18 protein-coding genes and 1 tRNA gene are annotated in these 18,983 nt (G+C 68.5%); 8 read left to right on the top strand and 11 right to left on the bottom strand.

The window, feature by feature from the left end:
* Positions 1-5 precede the first annotated feature (5 nt).
* On the top strand, positions 6-830 hold the full coding sequence (locus ABQE89_RS04915) for a serine hydrolase domain-containing protein (RefSeq protein ID WP_448414697.1): 825 nt from the start codon (positions 6-8) through the stop codon (positions 828-830).
* Between the two features lie 112 nt (positions 831-942).
* On the top strand, positions 943-1,455 hold the full coding sequence (locus tag ABQE89_RS04910) for a DUF3145 domain-containing protein (RefSeq protein WP_448414695.1): 513 nt from the start codon (positions 943-945) through the stop codon (positions 1,453-1,455).
* Positions 1,456-1,476: 21 nt separating this feature from the next.
* On the opposite strand, the gene ABQE89_RS04905 is transcribed toward ABQE89_RS04910, so the two are convergent.
* Together ABQE89_RS04905 and ABQE89_RS04900 are read right to left on the bottom strand one after the other, a co-directional pair.
* Positions 1,477-2,373, bottom strand: a complete 897-nt coding sequence (locus tag ABQE89_RS04905) for a diacylglycerol kinase (protein WP_448414693.1) — start codon at positions 2,371-2,373, stop codon at positions 1,477-1,479.
* Entirely contained in the window at positions 2,370-3,950 is a 1,581-nt protein-coding gene (locus tag ABQE89_RS04900) for an FAD-binding oxidoreductase (RefSeq protein WP_448414829.1), read from the bottom strand. The genes ABQE89_RS04905 and ABQE89_RS04900 overlap by 4 nt, the downstream gene beginning before the upstream one ends.
* 59 nt (positions 3,951-4,009) lie before the next feature.
* Here ABQE89_RS04900 and ABQE89_RS04895 point away from each other — a divergent pair, with 59 nt between their 5' ends.
* Entirely contained in the window at positions 4,010-4,591 is a 582-nt protein-coding gene (locus tag ABQE89_RS04895; protein WP_448414691.1) for a TetR/AcrR family transcriptional regulator, read from the top strand.
* Entirely contained in the window at positions 4,588-6,123 is a 1,536-nt protein-coding gene (locus tag ABQE89_RS04890; RefSeq protein ID WP_448414689.1) for a glycerol-3-phosphate dehydrogenase/oxidase, read from the top strand. Before ABQE89_RS04895 ends, ABQE89_RS04890 begins: the two co-directional genes overlap by 4 nt.
* Positions 6,124-6,128: 5 nt before the next feature.
* Here the strand turns inward: ABQE89_RS04890 and ABQE89_RS04885 are convergent, their stop codons facing one another.
* The 7 genes from ABQE89_RS04885 to aceE all read right to left on the bottom strand — a co-directional run bounded on the left by ABQE89_RS04885 (position 6,129) and on the right by aceE (position 15,797).
* Positions 6,129-7,550: an acyl-CoA carboxylase subunit beta gene (locus ABQE89_RS04885; RefSeq protein WP_448414687.1), complete on the bottom strand. Its 1,422-nt coding sequence runs from the start codon at positions 7,548-7,550 to the stop codon at positions 6,129-6,131.
* Positions 7,551-7,585: 35 nt separating this feature from the next.
* Positions 7,586-8,857, bottom strand: a complete 1,272-nt coding sequence (gene kasB / locus ABQE89_RS04880; RefSeq protein ID WP_448414685.1) for a 3-oxoacyl-ACP synthase KasB — start codon at positions 8,855-8,857, stop codon at positions 7,586-7,588.
* Positions 8,858-8,880: 23 nt separating this feature from the next.
* Positions 8,881-10,131 (bottom strand): 3-oxoacyl-ACP synthase KasA, encoded by a 1,251-nt coding sequence (kasA, locus tag ABQE89_RS04875; protein WP_448414683.1) that lies wholly within the window; start codon positions 10,129-10,131, stop codon positions 8,881-8,883.
* Positions 10,128-10,430: a meromycolate extension acyl carrier protein AcpM gene (acpM, locus tag ABQE89_RS04870; RefSeq protein WP_448414681.1), complete on the bottom strand. Its 303-nt coding sequence runs from the start codon at positions 10,428-10,430 to the stop codon at positions 10,128-10,130. The genes kasA and acpM overlap by 4 nt, the downstream gene beginning before the upstream one ends.
* Before the next feature lie 82 nt (positions 10,431-10,512).
* Positions 10,513-11,436: an ACP S-malonyltransferase gene (locus ABQE89_RS04865; protein WP_448414679.1), complete on the bottom strand. Its 924-nt coding sequence runs from the start codon at positions 11,434-11,436 to the stop codon at positions 10,513-10,515.
* A gap of 171 nt (positions 11,437-11,607) precedes the next feature.
* Positions 11,608-12,849 (bottom strand): PucR family transcriptional regulator, encoded by a 1,242-nt coding sequence (locus tag ABQE89_RS04860; RefSeq protein ID WP_448414677.1) that lies wholly within the window; start codon positions 12,847-12,849, stop codon positions 11,608-11,610.
* Positions 12,850-13,007: 158 nt separating this feature from the next.
* A complete protein-coding gene (gene aceE / locus ABQE89_RS04855; protein WP_448414675.1) occupies positions 13,008-15,797 on the bottom strand; it encodes a pyruvate dehydrogenase (acetyl-transferring), homodimeric type in 2,790 nt (929 codons plus the stop codon).
* Positions 15,798-15,963: 166 nt separating this feature from the next.
* On the opposite strand from aceE, the gene ABQE89_RS04850 reads away from it, so the two are divergent.
* From ABQE89_RS04850 to ABQE89_RS04835, 4 genes are all read left to right on the top strand, one after another.
* On the top strand, positions 15,964-16,539 hold the full coding sequence (locus ABQE89_RS04850; protein WP_448414673.1) for an Rv2240c family protein: 576 nt from the start codon (positions 15,964-15,966) through the stop codon (positions 16,537-16,539).
* Positions 16,540-16,641: 102 nt separating this feature from the next.
* Entirely contained in the window at positions 16,642-17,067 is a 426-nt protein-coding gene (locus ABQE89_RS04845; protein WP_448414671.1) for a DUF3052 domain-containing protein, read from the top strand.
* Entirely contained in the window at positions 17,067-17,531 is a 465-nt protein-coding gene (locus ABQE89_RS04840; RefSeq protein WP_448414669.1) for a peroxiredoxin, read from the top strand. The genes ABQE89_RS04845 and ABQE89_RS04840 overlap by 1 nt, the downstream gene beginning before the upstream one ends.
* A 40-nt stretch (positions 17,532-17,571) precedes the next feature.
* Positions 17,572-17,646, top strand: a tRNA-Val gene (locus ABQE89_RS04835).
* An 88-nt stretch (positions 17,647-17,734) separates the two neighbouring features.
* Here the strand turns inward: ABQE89_RS04835 and ABQE89_RS04830 are convergent.
* Together ABQE89_RS04830 and ABQE89_RS04825 are read right to left on the bottom strand one after the other, a co-directional pair.
* Positions 17,735-18,130 carry a VOC family protein gene (locus ABQE89_RS04830; RefSeq protein ID WP_448414667.1) on the bottom strand — a complete coding sequence of 132 codons (396 nt, stop codon included), beginning with the start codon at positions 18,128-18,130 and terminating at the stop codon, positions 17,735-17,737.
* 20 nt (positions 18,131-18,150) lie between these two features.
* Positions 18,151-18,978, bottom strand: coding sequence for an oxygenase MpaB family protein (locus ABQE89_RS04825; RefSeq protein ID WP_448414665.1), 828 nt, complete (start codon positions 18,976-18,978; stop codon positions 18,151-18,153).
* Positions 18,979-18,983 lie beyond the last annotated feature (5 nt).

Genomic DNA, 18,983 nt, shown 5'->3' with positions numbered 1-18,983 from the left:
GCGCGATGACTGCGCTCGAGGCGATCGCCGACTGGCCCGTGCCGACCGCCGCCGCCGCGGTGATCGGGCCGACCGGGGTGCTGGCTCAGCACGGCGACGTCACGCACCGGTTCGCACTGGCGTCGGTGACCAAGCCGTTGACCGCCCGGGCCGCGCAGATCGCGGTCGAAGAGGGCGCCGTGGACCTCGACACCGAGGCCGGCCCGCCCGGATCCACCGTGCGGCATCTGCTCGCCCACGCGGCGGGGTACTCGATGAACGCGCCGGACACCATGGCCGAACCCGGCAAGCGGCGCGTCTACTCCAACTACGGCTTCCGGGTGCTCGCCGAGACCATCGCGCGGGCCTCGGGCATCGAGTTCGGCCGGTACCTGTCCGAGGCGGTGTTCCAACCACTGGAGATGACCGGTTCGGCGCTGGAGGACGGCGCCGAGGCGGCGGGCTTCGGGGCCACCTCGACGGTCGCCGACCTGGCCGTTTTCGCGTCGGACCTGCTGCGACCTGCGACGGTCTCGGCGCAGATGCACGCCGAGGCCACCAGCGTGCAGTTTCCCGGCCTGACCGGGGTGCTGCCGGGGTTCGGGGTGCAACGACCCAATGACTGGGGGCTGGGCTTCGAGATCCGCGGGGCGAAGTCCCCGCACTGGACGGGCACGGCCAACTCGGCCCGTACCTACGGGCATTTCGGCCAGTCAGGGACGTTTTTGTGGGTCGATCCGGCCGTTGACCTGGCGTTGGTGGTGCTCACCGACCGCAACTTCGGCGACTGGGCCTATCCCCGCTGGCCGGCGTTGTCTGACGAAGTCCTGAGAGAATTCAGCGCAGACTAGCGCAACAGGGGCCTCACAAGGCACAATAGACACGCATGACACGGCTGTAATTTCGGAAATTCGACGAGGTCGTTGGGGAAGACGTCCCTCGTGGAGCCGAAGGAGCAGCAAGATGCGTGCAGCGAACCAGTTCGCCGACGCGACGACAGGCGTGGTGTACATCCACGCCTCACCCGCGGCGGTGTGCCCGCATGTCGAGTGGGCGTTGTCGTCGACCCTGTCGGCGCGGGCGAACCTGAAGTGGACCCCGCAGCCGGCCATGCCCGGCCAGCTTCGCGCGGTCACGAACTGGATCGGTCCGGTGGGCACCGGCGCGGCGCTGGCCAACGCCCTGCGCTCGTGGTCGGTGCTGCGGTTCGAGGTGACCGAGGATCCCAGCCCCGGCGTCGACGGCCACCGCTGGTGCCACACCCCGCAACTGGGCTTGTGGAGCGGGGCGATGAGCGCCAACGGCGACGTGATCGTCGGGGAGATGCGGTTGCGCGCGCTGATGGCCGCGGGGGCCGACATGCTGGCCGCCGAACTCGACTCCGTGCTCGGCACCGCCTGGGACGAGGCGCTGGAACCCTACCGCGACGGCGGCGCGGGCGCCGAGGTGAGCTGGCTCAGCCGGGGCGTGGGCTGAGGCCCGCCGGGGCCGGTCGCGTCAGGGAGTCGGCGTCAGGATCCGCAGCGCCTGCGGCACCGCCGACACCTCGACCGGCAGCGGGCAGGCGTACTCGCCGTCGGCATAGGCGTTGATGCCGGGGGAGTCCACGGTGATGGTGCGGGCACGCTCGGTGCGCACCTCGTCGAGGTCGACGTGGGTGCCCTTGAACACGGTGGGGAACAACCGGATCAGCTTCGTCCGCGATGCCGAGGCCACCATCGTCACGTCGAGCAGACCGTCGAACGGGTCCGCCTCGGGGCAGATCCGCATCCCGCCGCCGTAGCTCTTGGTGTTTCCGATCGCGGCCAGCGTCAACTCGGTGTCCAACTCGCGACCGTCGAACGTCAACCGAAAAGGCAACAGCCGCAACTGAGACAGCTCGGCGAGCATCGCGAGGTTGTAGCGCATCCGGCCGTGCGGCCAGCGCATTCGGTTGGTCCGGTCGGTGACCAGCGAGTCGAAGCCGGCGGCCATCACGGTGCCGAACCACTTCTCGGTGCCGTCGGCACCCCGGATGCGGCCCAGATCGATCGACCGGGCCGAACCGTCCACGATGACGTCGGCGGCGGCCTCGGGATCCTTTGCCGGAATGTTGAATTCGCGGGCGTGGTCGTTGCCTGTGCCCGCCGGGATGATGCCCAGCGGAATGTCGGTCTGGGCGAGCACCTGCAGGGCGAGCGAGATGATGCCGTCACCGCCGACCACCACCAGCGCGTCCATCCCACGCTCGAGGGCGGCCTCGACGAGTCGACGTGCGTGGTCGGCATCGGTGCCCGCGATCGCGACCACGTCGACGCCGCGCTTCTGCAACTGCGCGACCGCGCGTTCGGACGCGTGCGGCGCGCTGCCGTGCCCCGACGCCGGGTTGGTCAACATCGTCACCCGCGAGATCATGGAATCAGCTTGCCCGGGTTCAGGATTCCCTTCGGGTCGAGCGTGGCCTTGACGGCGCGGAGCACCTCGACGCCGAGGTCACCGACTTCGTCGCGCATCCACGGCCGGTGATCGGCGCCGACCGCGTGGTGATGGGTGATCGTGCCGCCTGCGCGCATGATGGCCTCGGAGGCGGCCGCCTTGGCCTTGCTCCACTGCTCGACGGGGTTGCCGCGCTGGCCGGCCACCACCGTGAAATACAGCGACGCTCCGGTGGGGTACACATGCGAAATGTGGCACAGCACAAGCGCGGGCGTGCCCGTTTCGGCCAGTGCGTTCGTCAGCGCCTCGGTGACCGCGGCCTTCAGCGCATGCAGGTTCGACCAGGTGGTCGCGGTCTCCAGCGTCTCGCACAACGCCCCGGCCGACAGCAGCGAGTCACGCAGATACGGGGCGCCGAACCGGCCGTGCTCCCAGGCCAGCGCCGGCCCGTCGCCCAGCGAGGTGCCACCGGCGGCCTGTAGCACCGCCCGCGTCTCGGCGTGCCGGCTCGCGACGTGGGCCTCGGTGCCCTCGAACGACGTGATCGCCAGGCAGCCGCCGGTGATCTGGTCCTCGCCGATGCGGTCGGTGGTGGCCAGGTTGACGCCCGTCTCGGCCTCGTCGGACAACCGGATCACCGTCGGGCCGGTGCCGGTCTGCACGACCGCGCGCAACGCGTCGGCCCCGGCGGCGAAGTCGGGAAACGACCACGCCTCGTGCCGGGTGGCGGTGGGCACCGGCCGGACGCGTACCCGCACCCGGGTGATGACCCCGAACACCCCCTCCGAGCCGATCAGCATCTGCCGCAGGTCCGGCCCGGCGGCCGACTCCGGGGCGCGGCCCAGGTCGAGGACCCCTGCCGGGGTGACGACGCGCAGGGCCCGGATCATGTCGTTGAAGCGGCCATAGCCGGCGGAGTTCTGTCCCGACGAACGGGTCGCGGCCAGTCCGCCGATGGTGACGAACTGAAAGCTCTGCGGAAAGTGGCCGAGCGAGAACCCGCGTTCGCCGAGGAGTCGCTCGGCCTGCGGGCCGGTGACGCCCGCGCCCAACTCCGCCTCGCCGGAGATGTCGTCGAGCGAGTGAAGTTCGTCGAGTCGGCGCAGATCCAGCGACACCACCGCCCGGAATCCGTCGCGGATCGGGTCCAGCCCGCCGACCACGCTGGTGCCGCCGCCGAACGGCACCACCGCGATGTCGTTGTCGGCGCAGTGCCGCAGAACCGCCGCGATCTCGTCTTCGTCGCCGGGGAGCAGCACCGCGTCGGGGGCGTCTTGGACTCCGGAGTCCTTGCGGCGCAACAGGTCCAGGGTGGACTTGCCGCCCGCGCGCAGTAACCGGTGCCGGTCGTCGACGCGGCAGTAATCGGCGCCGACGATCTTCGCCAGTGCGTCACGGTCGGCGTCGGTCAGCGCCGACGGCGACAATCGGACCTGTTCGGCCTCGAGGTCGGGGCTCGTCGACCCTTCGACGCCGAGGGCCGCCTTGAGCAGGGACCGGATGCCCTCCGAGAGTGGTTTGGCCTCGCCGGGGTCGCCCCAGGCGTTCCACTTCATCGGCGGTAACAGGGCGTTGGGTTGGTCCTCCGGACGCGTCATACGTTACAGTATTACACATGACGTCAATCCGTAACGGTCGATCGCCGACGGTCGATGAGCGGATCCTAGACGCCGCGGCCTACTGCGTGACCGCTTATGGCGCCGATCGGGTCACTCTCGCCGAGATCGCCCGCCGCGCCCGGGTCAGCCGACCGACGGTGTACCGGCGCTGGCCCGACACCCGGTCGGTGCTGGCGGGACTGCTCACCCGACGCATCACCGGCGCGCTGGATGCCGTGCCCAGCCGTGGGGTGGGGCGCGAGGCGATCGTGGAGCGCATGGTCGGGGTCGGCAAGCGACTGCGTGAGGACGACGTGGTGCTGTCGGTGTTGCGCGATGCTCCCGAGCTGACGATGGTCTACACCGCCGAACGGTTGGGCACCAGTCAGCAGGTCATGATCGACACCCTGGCCAACGAGATCAAACTCGCCCAGGAGGACGGCAGCGTCCGCGAGGGCGAACCACGAAAGCTCGCCGCGGTGTGCCTGCTGGTCGGCCGTTCGGTGGTCCAGTCCGGCCAGATCATCGCGCCGATCGTCGACACCGAAGCGCTCGACGTCGAACTCGCGCGCTGCCTGAACGGATACCTCGCACCGTGACCGGCCCGACCGCGCTCAACGCGGCACGCCGCACGGCCGACCTCGCCGCGCTGGCCGACGGCGGGCAACTCGACGTGGTCGTGATCGGCGGCGGCATCACCGGCACGGGCATCGCGCTCGACGCCGCGAGTCGTGGGCTGAGCGTGGCGCTGGTCGAAAAGCACGATCTGGCGTTCGGCACCAGCCGGTGGAGTTCGAAGCTGGTGCACGGGGGGCTGCGCTACCTGGCCACCGGCAATGTCGGCATCGCCCGACGCAGCGCCGTCGAACGCGGAATCCTGATGACGCGCAACGCGCCTCACCTGGCCAAGGCGATGCCGCAGCTCGTTCCGCTGCTGCCGTCGATGAACCGGATGTCACGGGCGTTGGTGCGGGTGGGCTTCGCCGCCGGCGACGGGCTGCGGAGGCTGGCGGGCACCCCCTCCTCGACGCTGCCCCGATCGCGGCGAATCGACGCCGGGCGTGCCGTCGAACTGGCCCCGACCGTGCGCCGCGACGGACTCGACGGTGCGTATCTGGCCTACGACGGGCAGTTGATCGACGACGCGCGCCTGGTCACCGCGGTGGCCCGCACCGCGGCCCAACACGGCGCCCGCATCCTGACCCGGGTGGCGGCCTCGGCGGCCACCGGCGCCTCGGTGACGCTGACCGATGAGCTGTCCGGTGCCTCCTTCGAGGTTCGCGCCCGCGCGGTCATCAACGCCGGCGGGGTGTGGGCGGGTGAGGTCGATCCGACGATCACGCTGCGGCCCAGCAGGGGAACGCACCTGGTGTTCGACGCCGCGGCCTTCGGCAACCCCGTCGCCGCGCTGACCATCCCGATCCCCGGCGAGATCAACCGGTTCGTGTTCGCGATGCCCGAACAGTTGGGCCGCGTCTATCTGGGCCTGACCGACGAGGACGCGCCGGGGCCGATTCCCGATGTGCCGCAACCCACGCCGGAGGAGGTCTCGTTTTTGCTGGACACCGTCAACACCGCGCTCGACGTGGCGCTGGCGGAGTCGGACGTGATCGGCGCCTACGCCGGACTGCGGCCGTTGATCGACGCAGGGGAGGGCCGGACGGCCGATCTGTCCCGCGACCACGCCGTCATCGAATCACCGTCGGGCGTGATCAGCGTCGTCGGCGGCAAGCTGACCGAGTACCGGTACATGGCCGAGGACGTGCTCGACAAGGCGATCGAACTGCGCGGCCTGACCGCCGGGGCATGCCGCACCCGTAACCTGCCGCTGGTCGGTGCGCCGGCCAATCCCGTTGCCACCCTTCGCTCGCCGACCGACCTGCCGTCGTCGCTCGTGGCGCGCTACGGCGCCGAGGCGCCGAACGTCATCAAGGCCGCGAGTTGTGAGCGGCCGATCGACCCGGTGGCCGAGGGTATCGACGTCATCCGCGCCGAGTTCGAGTACGCGGTCAGCCACGAGGGCGCGTTGAGCGTCGACGACATCGTCGACCGCCGCACCCGCATCGGGCTGGTGCAAGCCGACCGCGAGCGGGTGCTCGCCGCGGCCGAGGAGATGCTGTCGCTGGGGTAGGCGACTTACAGCGGGATGTTCTTGTGCCTACCGCGGCGGGCGGGGGCTTCGGCCAGCGCCTGCGTCAGCCTGCTGCGGGTGTGGGACGGATCGATCTTCTCGTCCACCACGCCGATCTCGATCGCCGAATCGACCCCGCCTGCGAGCCGCTCGTGTTCGGCGGCCAACTCCTCGTGCAGCGCCTCACGCTCGTCCTCGGGAGCGGCGGCGAGCTTCTTCTTGTGCAGGATGCCGACCGCGGCCTTGGCGCCCATCACCGCGACCTCCGCGTCGGGCCAGGCGAACACCTTGGTCGCGCCCAGCGAGCGCGAGTTCATCGCGATGTAGGCCCCGCCGTAGATCTTGCGGGTCACCAGCGTCACTCGCGGCACCGAGCATTCACCGAACGCGTGCAGCAGCTTGGCGCCGCGGCGCACCACCCCGCCCCATTCCTGATCCACCCCGGGCAGATAGCCGGGCACGTCGACGACGTTGACGATCGGAATCCCGAACGCGTCGCACAACCGCACGAAACGCGCGGCCTTCTCGGCGCTTTCGGAGTTCAGGCAGCCGCCGAGCCGCAGCGGATTGTTGGCGATCACGCCGACGGTCCGGCCGGACAGCCGGCCCAGGCCGATGACGATGGACGGCGCCCACTTGCCCTGGAACTCGTCGAACGGGGCGTCGTCGTCGAGCAGCGCTTCGACGATCGGGTGCACATCGTAGGCGCGGCGGGCCGACTCCGGCAGCAGCGCATGCAGGTCCGTGTCGCCCGCTTCGGCCTTGGCCCGGTCGAAATGGCCCTGCTGGCAGAACAACCCGACCAGTCGACGGCCGCGCTCGTAGGCGTCGGGCTCGTCGTCGGCGACGATGTGGCACACCCCGGACTTCTTGTGGTGGGTGTCCGGACCGCCCAGCGAGGCCATGTCGACGTCCTCGCCGGTCACACTGCGCACCACGTCGGGGCCGGTGACGAATACCCGGCTTTCCGGCGCCATCACGATCACGTCGGTCAGCGCGGGACCGTATGCGGCACCGCCCGCGGCGAAGCCGACGACGATCGAGATCTGCGGGATGTAGCCCGACGCCCGGATCATCGCCTCGAACACCAACCCGACCGCGTGCAGCGCCTTGACGCCCTCGGCGAGTCGCGCGCCACCGGAGTGCCAGATGCCGACGATCGGGCTCTGCTCCTCGATGGCCTGGTCGTAGGCGTTGACGATGTGGGCGCAACCTTCCAGACCCATGGCGCCGCCCATGACCGTGCCGTCGGTGCAGAACGCGATGGTTCGCACGCCGTTGACGGTCCCGGCCGCGGCAAGCACGCCAGAGCGGTCACGCTCGTGGAGCAGTTCGACGCTGCCGTCGTCGAAGAACGTGCTCAGGCGCAGCAACGGATCGCGTGGATCCAGTGATTCGCCTACGGCGTCGGGGGCCATGATGGTCATGCGGAACCTCCTGTAGCGCTGTTGTGCGCGGAACGTCAGTACTTGCCGAACGCGATTGCGACGTTGTGCCCACCGAATCCGAACGAGTTGTTGATCGCGTATTGATAGTTGCCCGACCGCGGCTCGCCTGCGACGACGTCCAGATCGATCTCCGGGTCGAGGTTGCGCAGGTTCAGCGTCGGCGGGATGATGCCGTCCCGCAACGCCATGACGGTCAGGATGGACTCGACCGCACCGACCGCGCCGACCGAATGGCCGAGCGCCGCCTTGGGTGCGTACACGGCCGGCTTGTGGCCGCCCATCGCGTTGTTGATTGCCTTGCCCTCGGCCACGTCGCCGACGCTGGTGCCGGTGGCATGCGCGTTGACGTGGTCGATGTCTGTGGGTTGTAGACCCGCCAGCTGGATGGCGCGGGTCATCGCGTGGCCGGCCTGTTCGCCGTTCGGGTCGGGCGCCACGATGTGGTAGCCGTCCGAGGTGATGCTGGCGCCCATGATGCGGGCCAGGATGTTGGCGCCGCGCGCCTTGGCGTGCTCCTCAGTCTCGATCACCATCAGGGCGCCGCCCTCACCGAACACGAACCCGTTGCGGTCCTTGTCGAACGGCCGGCATGCGCCCGGCGGGTCGTCGTTGGTGGTGGACAACACGATTCGCATCTGGGCGAACCCGGCGATCGGCACCGCCTCGATCTTGGTCTCGACGCCACCGCAGATCGCGATGTCGGCCTCGCCGAGCACGATGTTGCGCCATGCGTGCGCGATGCCCTCCGAGCCCGACGCGCACGCCGACACCGGGGTGACCACCCCGGCGCGGGCGTGCCGTTCCAGGCCGACGGCGGCGGCCGCGGCGTTGGGCATGTACATCTGGACCGCCAGCGGCGACACCGCTTTGAGTCCCTTGGCCCGCATCCCGTCGTAGCTGAAGACGAGTTCCTCGGTGGATCCCATCCCGGTGCCGATCGACACCATCAGCCGGCGCGGATCCACCTCGGGTTTGCCGGCGCTCTCCCACACCCGCCGGCCGAGGACGGTGGACATCTTCTGCAGGTACGACAGTCGACGCAGTTCGACCCGCGTCAACTCATTGTCGAAGTCCTCCAGCAGGTGTCCGCCGATCCGCACCGGCAGGTCGAACTCCTCGACGAACGGATCCTCGAGTCTGCGGATGCCACTCTGGCCGTCCAGCAACTTCTTCCAGGTGTCATCCGCGCTGGTGGCCAGGGCCGTCGTCATCGCGACGCCGGTGACGACGACGTTAGGGAAACCGGCCCCCGTCGAGAGCCGGGTTACACGCGTCAACCCTGCCATTACTGCTCGAAAGTTCCTCTCGCTCAGTAGCGCCCAAAGGCTAGGGCGACATTGTGTCCACCGAAACCGAATGAGTTGTTGATGGCATACCGGTAGTCGCCGTATCGAGGCTCGCCCGCGACGATATCGAGATCGACCTCGGGATCCGGGGTTTCGTAGTTCAGCGTCGGCGGAATGACACCGTCGCGCAGCGTCAGCACCGTCAGCGCCGACTCGAGCGCGCCCACCGCACCGATGGAGTGGCCCAGCGCCGACTTCGGCGCGTACACCGCGGCGTGCTCGACACCTGCGACCCGAATCGCGTTGGCCTCGGCAGTATCACCGATCGGGGTGGCGGTGGCGTGCGCGTTGACGTGGTCGATGTCCTTGGGCTCCAGGCCTGCGCTCTCCATCGCACGCTTCATCGCGTGCCCCGCCCGCTGTCCGTCGGACGCCGGGGCGACCATGTGGAACGCATCGGAGGTGATACCCGCACCCATCAACCGAGCCAGCGGCTTGGCGCCACGGGCCTTGGCGTGCTCCTCGGTCTCGATCACCATCAGCGCACCGGCCTCGCCGAACACGAACCCGTCGCGGTTCTTGTCGAACGGACGAGACGCGCCCGCCGGGTCGTCGTTGCGGGTGGACATGGCGCGCATCATCGAGAACGCCGCGATCGGCAGCGCCTCGATACCGCCCTCGACACCACCGACGACGGCGATGTCGGCGTCTCCCATGACGATCTGGCGCCAACCGTGGGCGATGGCCTCCGAACCCGACGAACAGGCCGACACCGGCGTGATGACACCGGCGCGGGCGCCGAGCTGCAGGCCGATGACCGCAGCCGCACCGTTGGGCATGATCATCTGCACGGCCAGCGGCGACACCTTGCGCGGGCCGCCTTCGTTCATCGCGTCGTAGGTCTCGACGATCTTCTCGCCGCCACCCAGACCGGTGCCCACCACCACCGAGAAGCGGTCCGGGTCGACCTCGGGCGTACCCGCGGCCTCCCAGATCCGGCCTCCCAGCAGTTTGGCCATGCGCTGCACGTAGGACATGCGGCGCATGTCGATGCGGGTCATCTGGTCATCGACGGACTCGACGAGGTGACCACCGATGCGGACCGCGAGGTCCCACTTGGTGACGAATTCGTCTTCGAGGATGCGGATGCCGCTTTCGCCGGCCAGCAATCCCTTCCACGTGCCTTCGATGTCTCCCGCGAGCGACGTCGTCGCTGTTATGGCGGTCACCACAACACTGGGGAAACCGCCGTTAGCAGTGGAAGGACGAGTCATGCGCGTTCCGATTCGATCTGTGCGCGGATGGCCGCGGCCGCCTCCGGGTTCTCTTCCTCGAGCTTCTGGATGTAGGCCACGACGTCACCGACGGTGCGCAGGCCGGCGAGGTCCTCGTCGGGGATCTTCACGCCGTACTTGTCCTCGGTCTGCACCGCGATCTCGACCATCGACAGCGAGTCGATGTCCAGGTCGTCGACGAACGACTTCTCCGGGGTGACCTCGGACGGCTCGATACCGGTGACCTCTTCGATGATCTCGGCGAGGCCGGCGATGATTTCTTCTTGAGTTGCGGACACGTTGGCTCCTTCTAATTGGGTTGTTACAGCAGTGAATTGACGATCTCTATGTGGTTGTACCGGCCGGGCGCGCAGCGAGACGCTAGAGCTCGGTGACCCCTTCCAGGTCAGCGGGGGACTTGACGGCGCGCGTGGGCACCCCCCGAAGTTCGCGCTTGGCGATGCCGGTCAGCGCCCCGGCCGGCGGGAACTCGACGATCGCGGTCACGTCGTGTTGACGCATCGTGTCGGTGCACAGGTCCCAACGCACCGGCCGGGTCATCTGCGCCACCAGCTTGGTCATGGCATCCGAGGCGGAAGCGACGGCCTGGCCGTCGGCATTCGACAACAATGTCGTGGTCGGCTCCGAGGTCGTTACACCCTCGGCCGCCTTGGCATAGCCGTCGGCCGCAGAGGCCATGTAGTGGGTGTGGAACGCGCCCGCGGTGGCGAGTTTGCGCACCCGTGCCTTCGCCGGCGGATCCTCGACCAGCTTGTCCAGCGCGGCGACCGCACCGGCAGCGACGATCTGACCTGCGGCGTTGCGGTTGGCAGGCACCAGGTCGAGCGCCTCGAGGCGGGCCAGCACATCGGCTTCCTCACCGCCGAGCACCGCGGCCATGCCGGTCGGCTCGAGCGCGCACGCCTTGGCCATCTCGGCGCCGCGCGTCGCGGCCAGCTTGATCGCGTCGTCGGCGGAGATCACCCCGGCGATCGCGTAGGCCGCGATCTCGCCGACCGAGTGGCCGGCGACCACCGTGTTCTTGTCCGCCAGCAGTCCGCGCCTGGTCAACTCCTCGTGGGCGAGCAGGGTGGCGGCCACCACCAGCGGTTGCGTCACGGCGGTGTCGGTGATCTCCTCGGCGTCGGCGATGGTGCCGAGCCGGGTCAGGTCGAGGCCGCTGATCTGCGACCAAGCGGTGAGACGCTCGGCGGCGCCGGACAGCTCCAGCCATGGGGCGAGCATGCCGGGGGTCTGGGAGCCCTGCCCGGGCGCAAGCAGAGCAAGCGTGGCTTTGTGAGGCACTCTTTAAGAGAACACTGTGAAGACGGTTTTGGGCGGTGTAAGAGATTATGAACCTCGTCTTATGTTTTTGTGGGGTCTCCACAAAATGACATGTGATGCGACTTCATCGAGACCGGTCCGCAACCTTCAATCGCCTCACGCGGCGTGCTCGCTGGCGCGCAGTGATCTCCGTCACCCCGCCGCGCTCGCATAACGCGTGCTTGTCAGCTGTGTTTGCCGTCCGAGTCGGCCGACGCTGGCAGCCACCCTCAACACGTAGGCGTCCCGCGGGAGCGTGGGGTCGCGGCCAGTGAAATCGGCGATTCGTTTGAGCCGGTAGCGGACGGTGTTTGGATGAACGAACAATTTGCGGGCGCACGCTTCGATCGCGCCACCGGAATCCAGATAGGCCTCCAGCGTCTCGGTGAGCGCGGGGCCCGCGTCGGCCAGTGGCCTCATCACCTCGGTCTCCAGCGCGGCGATCGCCGTCGTGTCGCCGAGCAGGGCGCGTTCGGGCAGCAGTTCGCGGGCCGCCACCGGCCGCGGTGCCCCGGACCAGCCCGCGACGGCGTTCATCCCCGCGATCGCCTCGGTGGCGCTGCGGTGGGCCGCGGCCAGCGTCGCGGCGGTCGGGCCGACGACGACGGGCCCGTCGGCGAACACGTCCATCAACTCGGCGAGGAACCGGTCGGTCGACGACAACGCGCCCGAGACGATGGCCACCAGCCAGTTGCCGTGCACGTCGGACAGCGCGGCCCGGCCGTGGCGGTCGACGACGTCGTGCACGTCGTCGCTGGCCAGATCCGCCCGCTCGGGCTGGGGCAGACCCACGATGACGGTCGCGGGCGCGGTCGCGTCCCAGTTCAGCGCGGCGGCCTGGGATTGCAGTTCGGGGCCGGTGTCCCCGCGTACGACGGCGTCGACGACGTTGGCCTCCATCCGGGTGTCCCATGCGCCGCGCGCCTCGGCCTGATCGGCGTAGGCGGTGGCCGCGGCGAACGCCAGGTCGCGGCTGTAGCGCAGGATGCCCGCCGTCATCGCGGTCAACTGTTCGTCGGAGCGGGCCAGCAGCGGCACCACCTCTTCGAAGAACTCCATCGTGACGCGCACCATCTCGACCGATTGCCGCAGCGCGATGCGTCGCCGCAGGTCCTGCGGGACCACCTCGAAGGCCTGCGCGGTGTAGCTGACGTCGCTTCGCGGGTCGCGCATCCACTCCACGAAGTTGACCACCGCGGTCTGCACCACCAACTGCACGCTGGCCCGCTGCGAGGCTTCGAGGTCGGCGAAGAACGGCAGCCGCTCCTCCATGGCCCGGACGGCTTCGGTGGCCAGCCGGCCCGAGTACTGCTGCAGCCGCCGCAACAACGAGTCCGGCACGGTCTGTAAGACCTCGACCGTGGACTTCGGCGGGATGAACCTATTGTCAGCCACCCATAAAGACTACGCCACGGCTATGGAGGATTCCTCCAACACGCCCGCTCACCCTCATCCGCTCACCCAACCCGCCGAGCAGACGCAAAATGCGCACGACACGCCGTAAAACTGCGGACTTTGCGGCTGCTCGCCGGGGAGGGGTGGCTGGGCCGCGCCTAGGCGACGCCGGGGTCGGAGGTCTGCTCCGGCGCCGCCATGACGTCGTCGATCTGGTACTTGCGGGCGGCGTCGACGGCCACCGACTGGTCGATGTTGCCGTCGCGGGCCAGCCCTTCGAGCACCGCGACCGCGATCGACTCGGCGTCGGTGTTGTAGAAGCGCCGCGCGGCCGGCCGGGTGTCGGAGAAGCCGAAGCCGTCGGTGCCCAGCGTGATGTAGGTGCCCGGAACCCACGGCCGGATCTGTTCGGGCACCGCCCGCATCCAATCCGACACCGCGATCACCGGACCCGCCGCATCGGCAAGCGCCTTGGTGACGAACGGGGTGCCCGCCGGGCGGTCCGGATGACGCATTCGCTGCTTCTCGACCTGCACACCGTCGCGGTTGAGCTCACCCCAACTGGTCACCGACCACACGTCCGCGGCGACATCCCACTCGTCGGACAGCATCTCGGCGGCCCGCAGCGCCTCGGGCATCGCCACCCCCGAGACCAGGATCTGCGCGGGATGGGCGCGCTTCTCCGGTGCCGGCCGGTAGCGGTAGATGCCCCGCAGCAGCCCGTCGACGTCCACGCCCTCGGGCTCGGCGGGCTGGACGTAGGGCTCGTTGTAGATGGTGATGTAGAAGAAGACGTTCTCCGGCTCCTCGCCGTACATCCGGTGCAGACCGCTTTCGATGATGTGGGCGATCTCGTAGGCGAACGCCGGATCGTAGGCCACCACCGCCGGGTTCGTCGCCGCCAGCAGCGGTGAATGCCCGTCGGCGTGCTGTAGGCCCTCGCCGACCAGGGTGGTGCGCCCCGCCGTCGCGCCCAGCAGGAAGCCGCGGGTCATCTGGTCGGCGGCCGCCCACAGGTTGTCGCCGGTGCGCTGGAACCCGAACATCGAATAGAAGATGTAGACCGGGATCATCGGCTCGTTGTGGGTCGCATACGACGTGCCCACCGCGATGAAGCTGCCCGTGGAGCCGGCTTCGTTGATGCCCTCATGAAGGATCTGGCCGACTTCGCTTTCCTTGTACGCCAGCATGAGTTCGGCGTCGACCGAGGTGTAGAGCTGTCCGTTCGGGTTGTAGATCTTGAGGTTCGGGAACCACGAGTCCATCCCGAAGGTGCGCGCCTCGTCGGGAATGATCGGCACGATACGCCAGCCGATATCCTTGTTGCGCAACACTTCTCGGAAGGTCCGCACGGTGGCCATGGTGGTGGCCACCTCCTGGTTGCCCGAGCCCTTCTTCAGACTCTGGTAGGTGTCGGGCCCGGGCAGCGCCAGCGGTTTTGACTTGGTCCGGCGTTCGGGCACGAAGCCGCCCAGTGCGCGGCGCCGCTCCAGCAGGTAGCGGATCTCCGGTGACTCCGGTCCGGGGTGGTAGTACGGCGGCAGATACGGGTTCTCGTCGAGTTGCTCATCGCTGATCGGGATCCGCATGGCGTCGCGGAAGTGCTTGAGGTCGTCGAGTGCGAGCTTCTTCATCTGGTGTGTGGCGTTGCGGCCCTGGAAATTCGCGCCCAGCGAGTAACCCTTGATGGTCTTGGCCAGGATCACCGTCGGCTGGCCCTTGTGTTCCATCGCGGCCCGGTAGGCGGCGTAGACCTTGCGGTAGTCGTGTCCGCCGCGTTTGAGGTTCCAGATCTCGCGGTCGCTCATGTGCTGCACCAGTGCCTTGGTCCGCGGGTCGCGGTTGAAGAAGTGCTCGCGCACGTAGGCGCCGTCGTTGGCCTTGTAGGTCTGGTAGTCACCGTCGGGCGTGCTGTTCATCAGGTTGACCAGTGCGCCGTCGCGGTCGGCGTGCAGCAGTGCGTCCCACTCGCGGCCCCACACCACCTTGATGACGTTCCAGCCCGCCCCGCGGAAGAACGACTCCAACTCCTGGATGATCTTGCCGTTGCCGCGTACCGGCCCGTCGAGGCGCTGCAGGTTGCAGTTGACGACGAAGGTCAGGTTGTCGAGACCCTCCAGCGCGGCCACATGGGCCAGGCCGCGGCTTTCGGGCTCGTCCATCTCACCGTCGCCGAGGAAGGCCCACACGTGCTGATCGGAGGTGTCCTTGATGCCGCGGTCGCGCAGATAGTGGTTGAACCGGGCCTGATAGATGGCGTTCATCGGGCCCAGCCCCATCGACACCGTGGGGAACTCCCAGAAGTCCGGCATCAACCTCGGATGCGGATACGACGGCAGCCCGCCGCCGGGATGGCTGTGTTCCTGGCGGAAGCCGTCGAGTTGCTCGGAGGTCAGCCGGCCCTCGAGGAAAGCGCGCGCGTATATCCCCGGCGACGCGTGGCCCTGGATGAAGATCTGGTCGCCGCCGCCGGGGTGGGACTTGCCGCGGAAGAAGTGGTTGAAGCCGACCTCGTAGAGCGCCGCCGACGATGCATACGTCGAAATATGCCCTCCGACACCGACTCCCGGGCGCTGAGCGCGATGCACCATGATCGCGGCGTTCCACCGGATCCAGGCGCGGTAGCGGCGCTCGACTTCCTCGTCACCGGGAAACCACGGCTCGAGCTCGGTGGGGATGGTGTTCACGTAGTCGGTGGATGTCAGCGCCGGGATGGCCACCCGTTGTTCGCCGGCGCGTTCCAGCAGCCGCAGCAACAGGTAGCGGGCGCGGGCCGCACCGGAGCGTTCCAGTAACCCGTCGAAGGATTCCAGCCACTCGCCGGTCTCCTCCGGGTCAATGTCGGGCAGATACGACGCGACGCCTTCTCGGATCACCCGAACCCGGTCGGGTTCGGCTGCACTGCTGGAGTTTTGGGCCAGGTCTTGGCGCACGAACTCGGTGGTCAACTTCCGCTCCTTGGTCGGCGGTATAGGTGCACGCGCGACCGCCTGGCAGGTTTTGCCCGCGCGATCGCGCCTCCATCCTTCTCCCATCCTGCCCCAACGTCATCAAGGGGGCGACGACGGGAATGAACCGGCGACGCCGAAACGAACCCGGTAACGTCTGCAGACCGTGCTGACCGGTTGGCTGTGCCCGAAGCGGCTGCGGATCGTGGCTCTGGTGATGGGCATCGTGGCTTGCCTGGCCATGATCATCGGCGGCTGCAGCAGCGTCACCCAGGGCGCTCCCCAGGTCGACGCCCGCGAGGCGCCCGTCTACCGCGCCTCGGTCTCGGCGTCGATCGCGGAGTCGGCCGCCAGTTCCAGCGTGCGGGAATCCCAACGGCAGGCCTCGCTGACCAAGGAGGCCATCCACTCGTCCTGCGAAACGCTGAGTACCAGCAGCGTCGACGCCATCACCGCGGTCAACGACTACGTCGACGCGTTCAACAACAGCGCCGCCGACGTCGGCGCCCGCACCCGGCCCGCCATCGACGCCCTCAACCACAGCGCCGACCTGGTGGCCCGCAGCATCTCCGACCCGCTGGCCCCCGAACTGACCGACGCGCTCAACGGCTGGGTGGCCGCTGCGAGGGGGGTGGCCACCGCGATTGCCGGCAACTACGGGCCCGAGGAGTTCAACGCCGCGATCACCCGGCTCAACGACAGCAAGACCACGGCGCTCAATCTCTGCGACGCCCTGTACTGAAATGAATCGACGAACTTGGTGCCAGTCACCAACAGCGGCGGTGCGGCGTGCGACGATAGGCCGAGCACACACAGAGCACGACCGGCTGAAGGAGGACTGACGGTGTCCGCGGCGCATGACGCCCCGAACTACGCCCGCAGACTGGGCATCCAAAAAGATCAAGTCGTGCAGGAGTTGGGCTGGGACGAGGACACCGACGACGACATCCGCGCCGATATCGAAGAGGCGTGCGGAGCTGAGCTTCTCGACGAGGACGCCGACGAGGTCATCGACGTCGTTTTGTTGTGGTGGCGCGACGGTGACGGCGACCTGGTCGACCGCTTGATGGACGCCATCACCCCGCTGGCCGACGACGGCGTGATCTGGGTGATCACGCCCAAGACGGGCAAACCCGGCCACGTGATGCCCGCCGAGATCGCCGAGTCGGCGCCGACCGCGGGCCTGATGCAGACGTCGTCGGCCAATCTCGGTGACTGGATCGCCAGCCGCCTGGTGCAGCCGAAGTCGAAGGCCGCGGGTCGGCGCTGATGCTCGACGTCGGCACCGAGGCGCCGGACTTCACGCTCAACGACCAGAACAACCAGCCCGTCACCCTGAGCAGCTTTCGGGGCGCCAAGGACGTGCTGCTGGTGTTCTTCCCGCTGGCGTTCACCGGCATCTGCCAGGGCGAACTCGACGAGATCCGGGACCATCTGCCGGACTACGAGAACGACCAGACCGCCACGCTGGCGATTTCGGTCGGCCCGCCGCCCACCCACAAGATCTGGGCCATCCAGAGTGGGTTCCTGTTTCCCGTGCTGTCGGACTTCTGGCCGCACGGTGAGGTCGCGCAGGCCTACGGGGTGTTCAACGAGAAGGCGGGCGTGTCCAACCGCGGCACGTTCGTGGTGGATCGCTCCGGGATCATCCGGTTCGCCGAGATGAAACAGCCCGGCGAGCAGCGCGACGGGTCGGTGTGGACCGCGGCGCTGGAGGCGTTGCGGACCGACTGATTTTCGTCGCAGGTCATCGGCGTGTAATTTGCCCTTCCGAGGGCGCGTAGCTCAGTGGTAGAGCTCTGGTTTTACACACCAGCGGTCGGCGGTTCGATACCGTCCGCGCCCACCAATACCCCGGCGGGCCGCGAGACGTACGTTATCGAGGGAAAGTGCGAGAAGGGGCCACGGTAACGTGCATCTCGCGGAGCTCAGGCCGGTCATCCCGGCGGTGCGAAGAACTCCAACGCATTGCCGTCGGGGTCACGAAAGCTCAGCCCGGAGCCGTAGGGCGCGTCGACGATCTCGCCGTGGGCGATCTGGAGTCGGTCCAGCCGCTCGGCCCAGTTCTGCAGCTCGGCCCGACTCGCGCAGCCGAAGCCGACATGGTCCAGGCCGACGTGGAACTCGGTGAAGCCACCGTCCTCGATGCCCCGGTCGTGCTCGTGGATGCCGAACAGCGTGCCGTTGTCGAAGGTCCAGACGACATGGCGGTAGCCGGCGTCGGTGTGCTCGTCGATGGCCGGTTCGGCGCCGATCAGTTCCTGATACCAGGGAGCGCTGACGGCGAGATCGCGGACCGTCAGCGCCACGTGGTTGAGACTGGGAAAAGCCATGTCGGAGACCCCCTCGTCGGTCAGACGACGCGTTTGCCGCGACGTGCGCGTGTCCGCATGTCCCACAGATAGAGCTGATAGCCCAGCAGCCAGACCTCTCGCGGGATCACCCGGTCGGCGATGCGCAGCGCCGATACCAGCCAGTCGAATTTACGCTGCTGATCGGCGGTCCACGCCAATTTCATGTGCTCGCGGAACTCGGCGGGCAGAAACCCCGTCGTCGCGAACAGGTTGAACCGGCCCGCCAGCAGACGAATCGGCGCGGGCAGAAACGCCATCGCCGCGACGCCGCGCAGGTGCTCGCGCACCGGCGGGTCGATGCGCAACTCGTCTGACGAGCGCTTCCAGAACTCGTCGAAGGCCAGTCGGTCGGGCGGCCACATGTCCGCGCGGACCTGCAGCGTGGTGCCCAGCTTCCTGGCGTCGCGGTACACGGCGTCGGCGTCGTCGTCGTCCAGCGGGCCGTACAGGAACTCGTGCTGGTCGACGTAATACCGGTACAGGCAGGCCGCCACCCACAACTGCAGGCGCGGATCAAACGCGTTGTAGGACACCGGACTCGCCGGGGTGGAGCGCACCAGCGCGTGCACCCTGTCGATCTCACGGCGGATCAGGTCGCGGTCCTCGCGGGTGCCCATCGTCGCCGCGGCCAGATATGTGCCGGTGGTGCGGGCCCGCTTGAACGGGTGCTTGTAGACGTTGCCGCTGTCCACCGGGCTTTCCAGCACGCCGTAGCCCACCCCCGGCAGCGCCAGCTGCATGATCACGTTGGCCGCGGGCAGCAACACCGCGGCGGGGTTGATCAGATCGGTGACACGGGTCGGGTGTTCGGGTGGGCCAAGCCTCATGGCTT

This window comes from Mycolicibacterium sp. XJ1819 (genome assembly GCF_053483675.1).
The sequence above is the reverse complement of the archived record's forward strand: the minus strand, read 5'-3'. Positions and strand labels throughout refer to the sequence as shown.

What these genes read in the sequence shown, in the direction of transcription:
- ABQE89_RS04915 (WP_448414697.1), top strand. Translation starts at nt 6, where the DNA reads ATGACTGCGCTCGAGGCGATCGCCGACTGGCCCGTGCCGACCGCCGCC.
- ABQE89_RS04910 (WP_448414695.1), top strand. Translation starts at nt 943, where the DNA reads ATGCGTGCAGCGAACCAGTTCGCCGACGCGACGACAGGCGTGGTGTAC.
- ABQE89_RS04905 (WP_448414693.1), bottom strand. Translation starts at nt 2,373, where the DNA reads ATGATCTCGCGGGTGACGATGTTGACCAACCCGGCGTCGGGGCACGGC.
- ABQE89_RS04900 (WP_448414829.1), bottom strand. Translation starts at nt 3,950, where the DNA reads ATGAAGTGGAACGCCTGGGGCGACCCCGGCGAGGCCAAACCACTCTCG.
- ABQE89_RS04895 (WP_448414691.1), top strand. Translation starts at nt 4,010, where the DNA reads ATGACGTCAATCCGTAACGGTCGATCGCCGACGGTCGATGAGCGGATC.
- ABQE89_RS04885 (WP_448414687.1), bottom strand. Translation starts at nt 7,550, where the DNA reads ATGACCATCATGGCCCCCGACGCCGTAGGCGAATCACTGGATCCACGC.
- kasB (WP_448414685.1), bottom strand. Translation starts at nt 8,857, where the DNA reads ATGGCAGGGTTGACGCGTGTAACCCGGCTCTCGACGGGGGCCGGTTTC.
- kasA (WP_448414683.1), bottom strand. Translation starts at nt 10,131, where the DNA reads ATGACTCGTCCTTCCACTGCTAACGGCGGTTTCCCCAGTGTTGTGGTG.
- ABQE89_RS04840 (WP_448414669.1), top strand. Translation starts at nt 17,067, where the DNA reads ATGCTCGACGTCGGCACCGAGGCGCCGGACTTCACGCTCAACGACCAG.
- ABQE89_RS04830 (WP_448414667.1), bottom strand. Translation starts at nt 18,130, where the DNA reads ATGGCTTTTCCCAGTCTCAACCACGTGGCGCTGACGGTCCGCGATCTC.
- ABQE89_RS04825 (WP_448414665.1), bottom strand. Translation starts at nt 18,978, where the DNA reads ATGAGGCTTGGCCCACCCGAACACCCGACCCGTGTCACCGATCTGATC.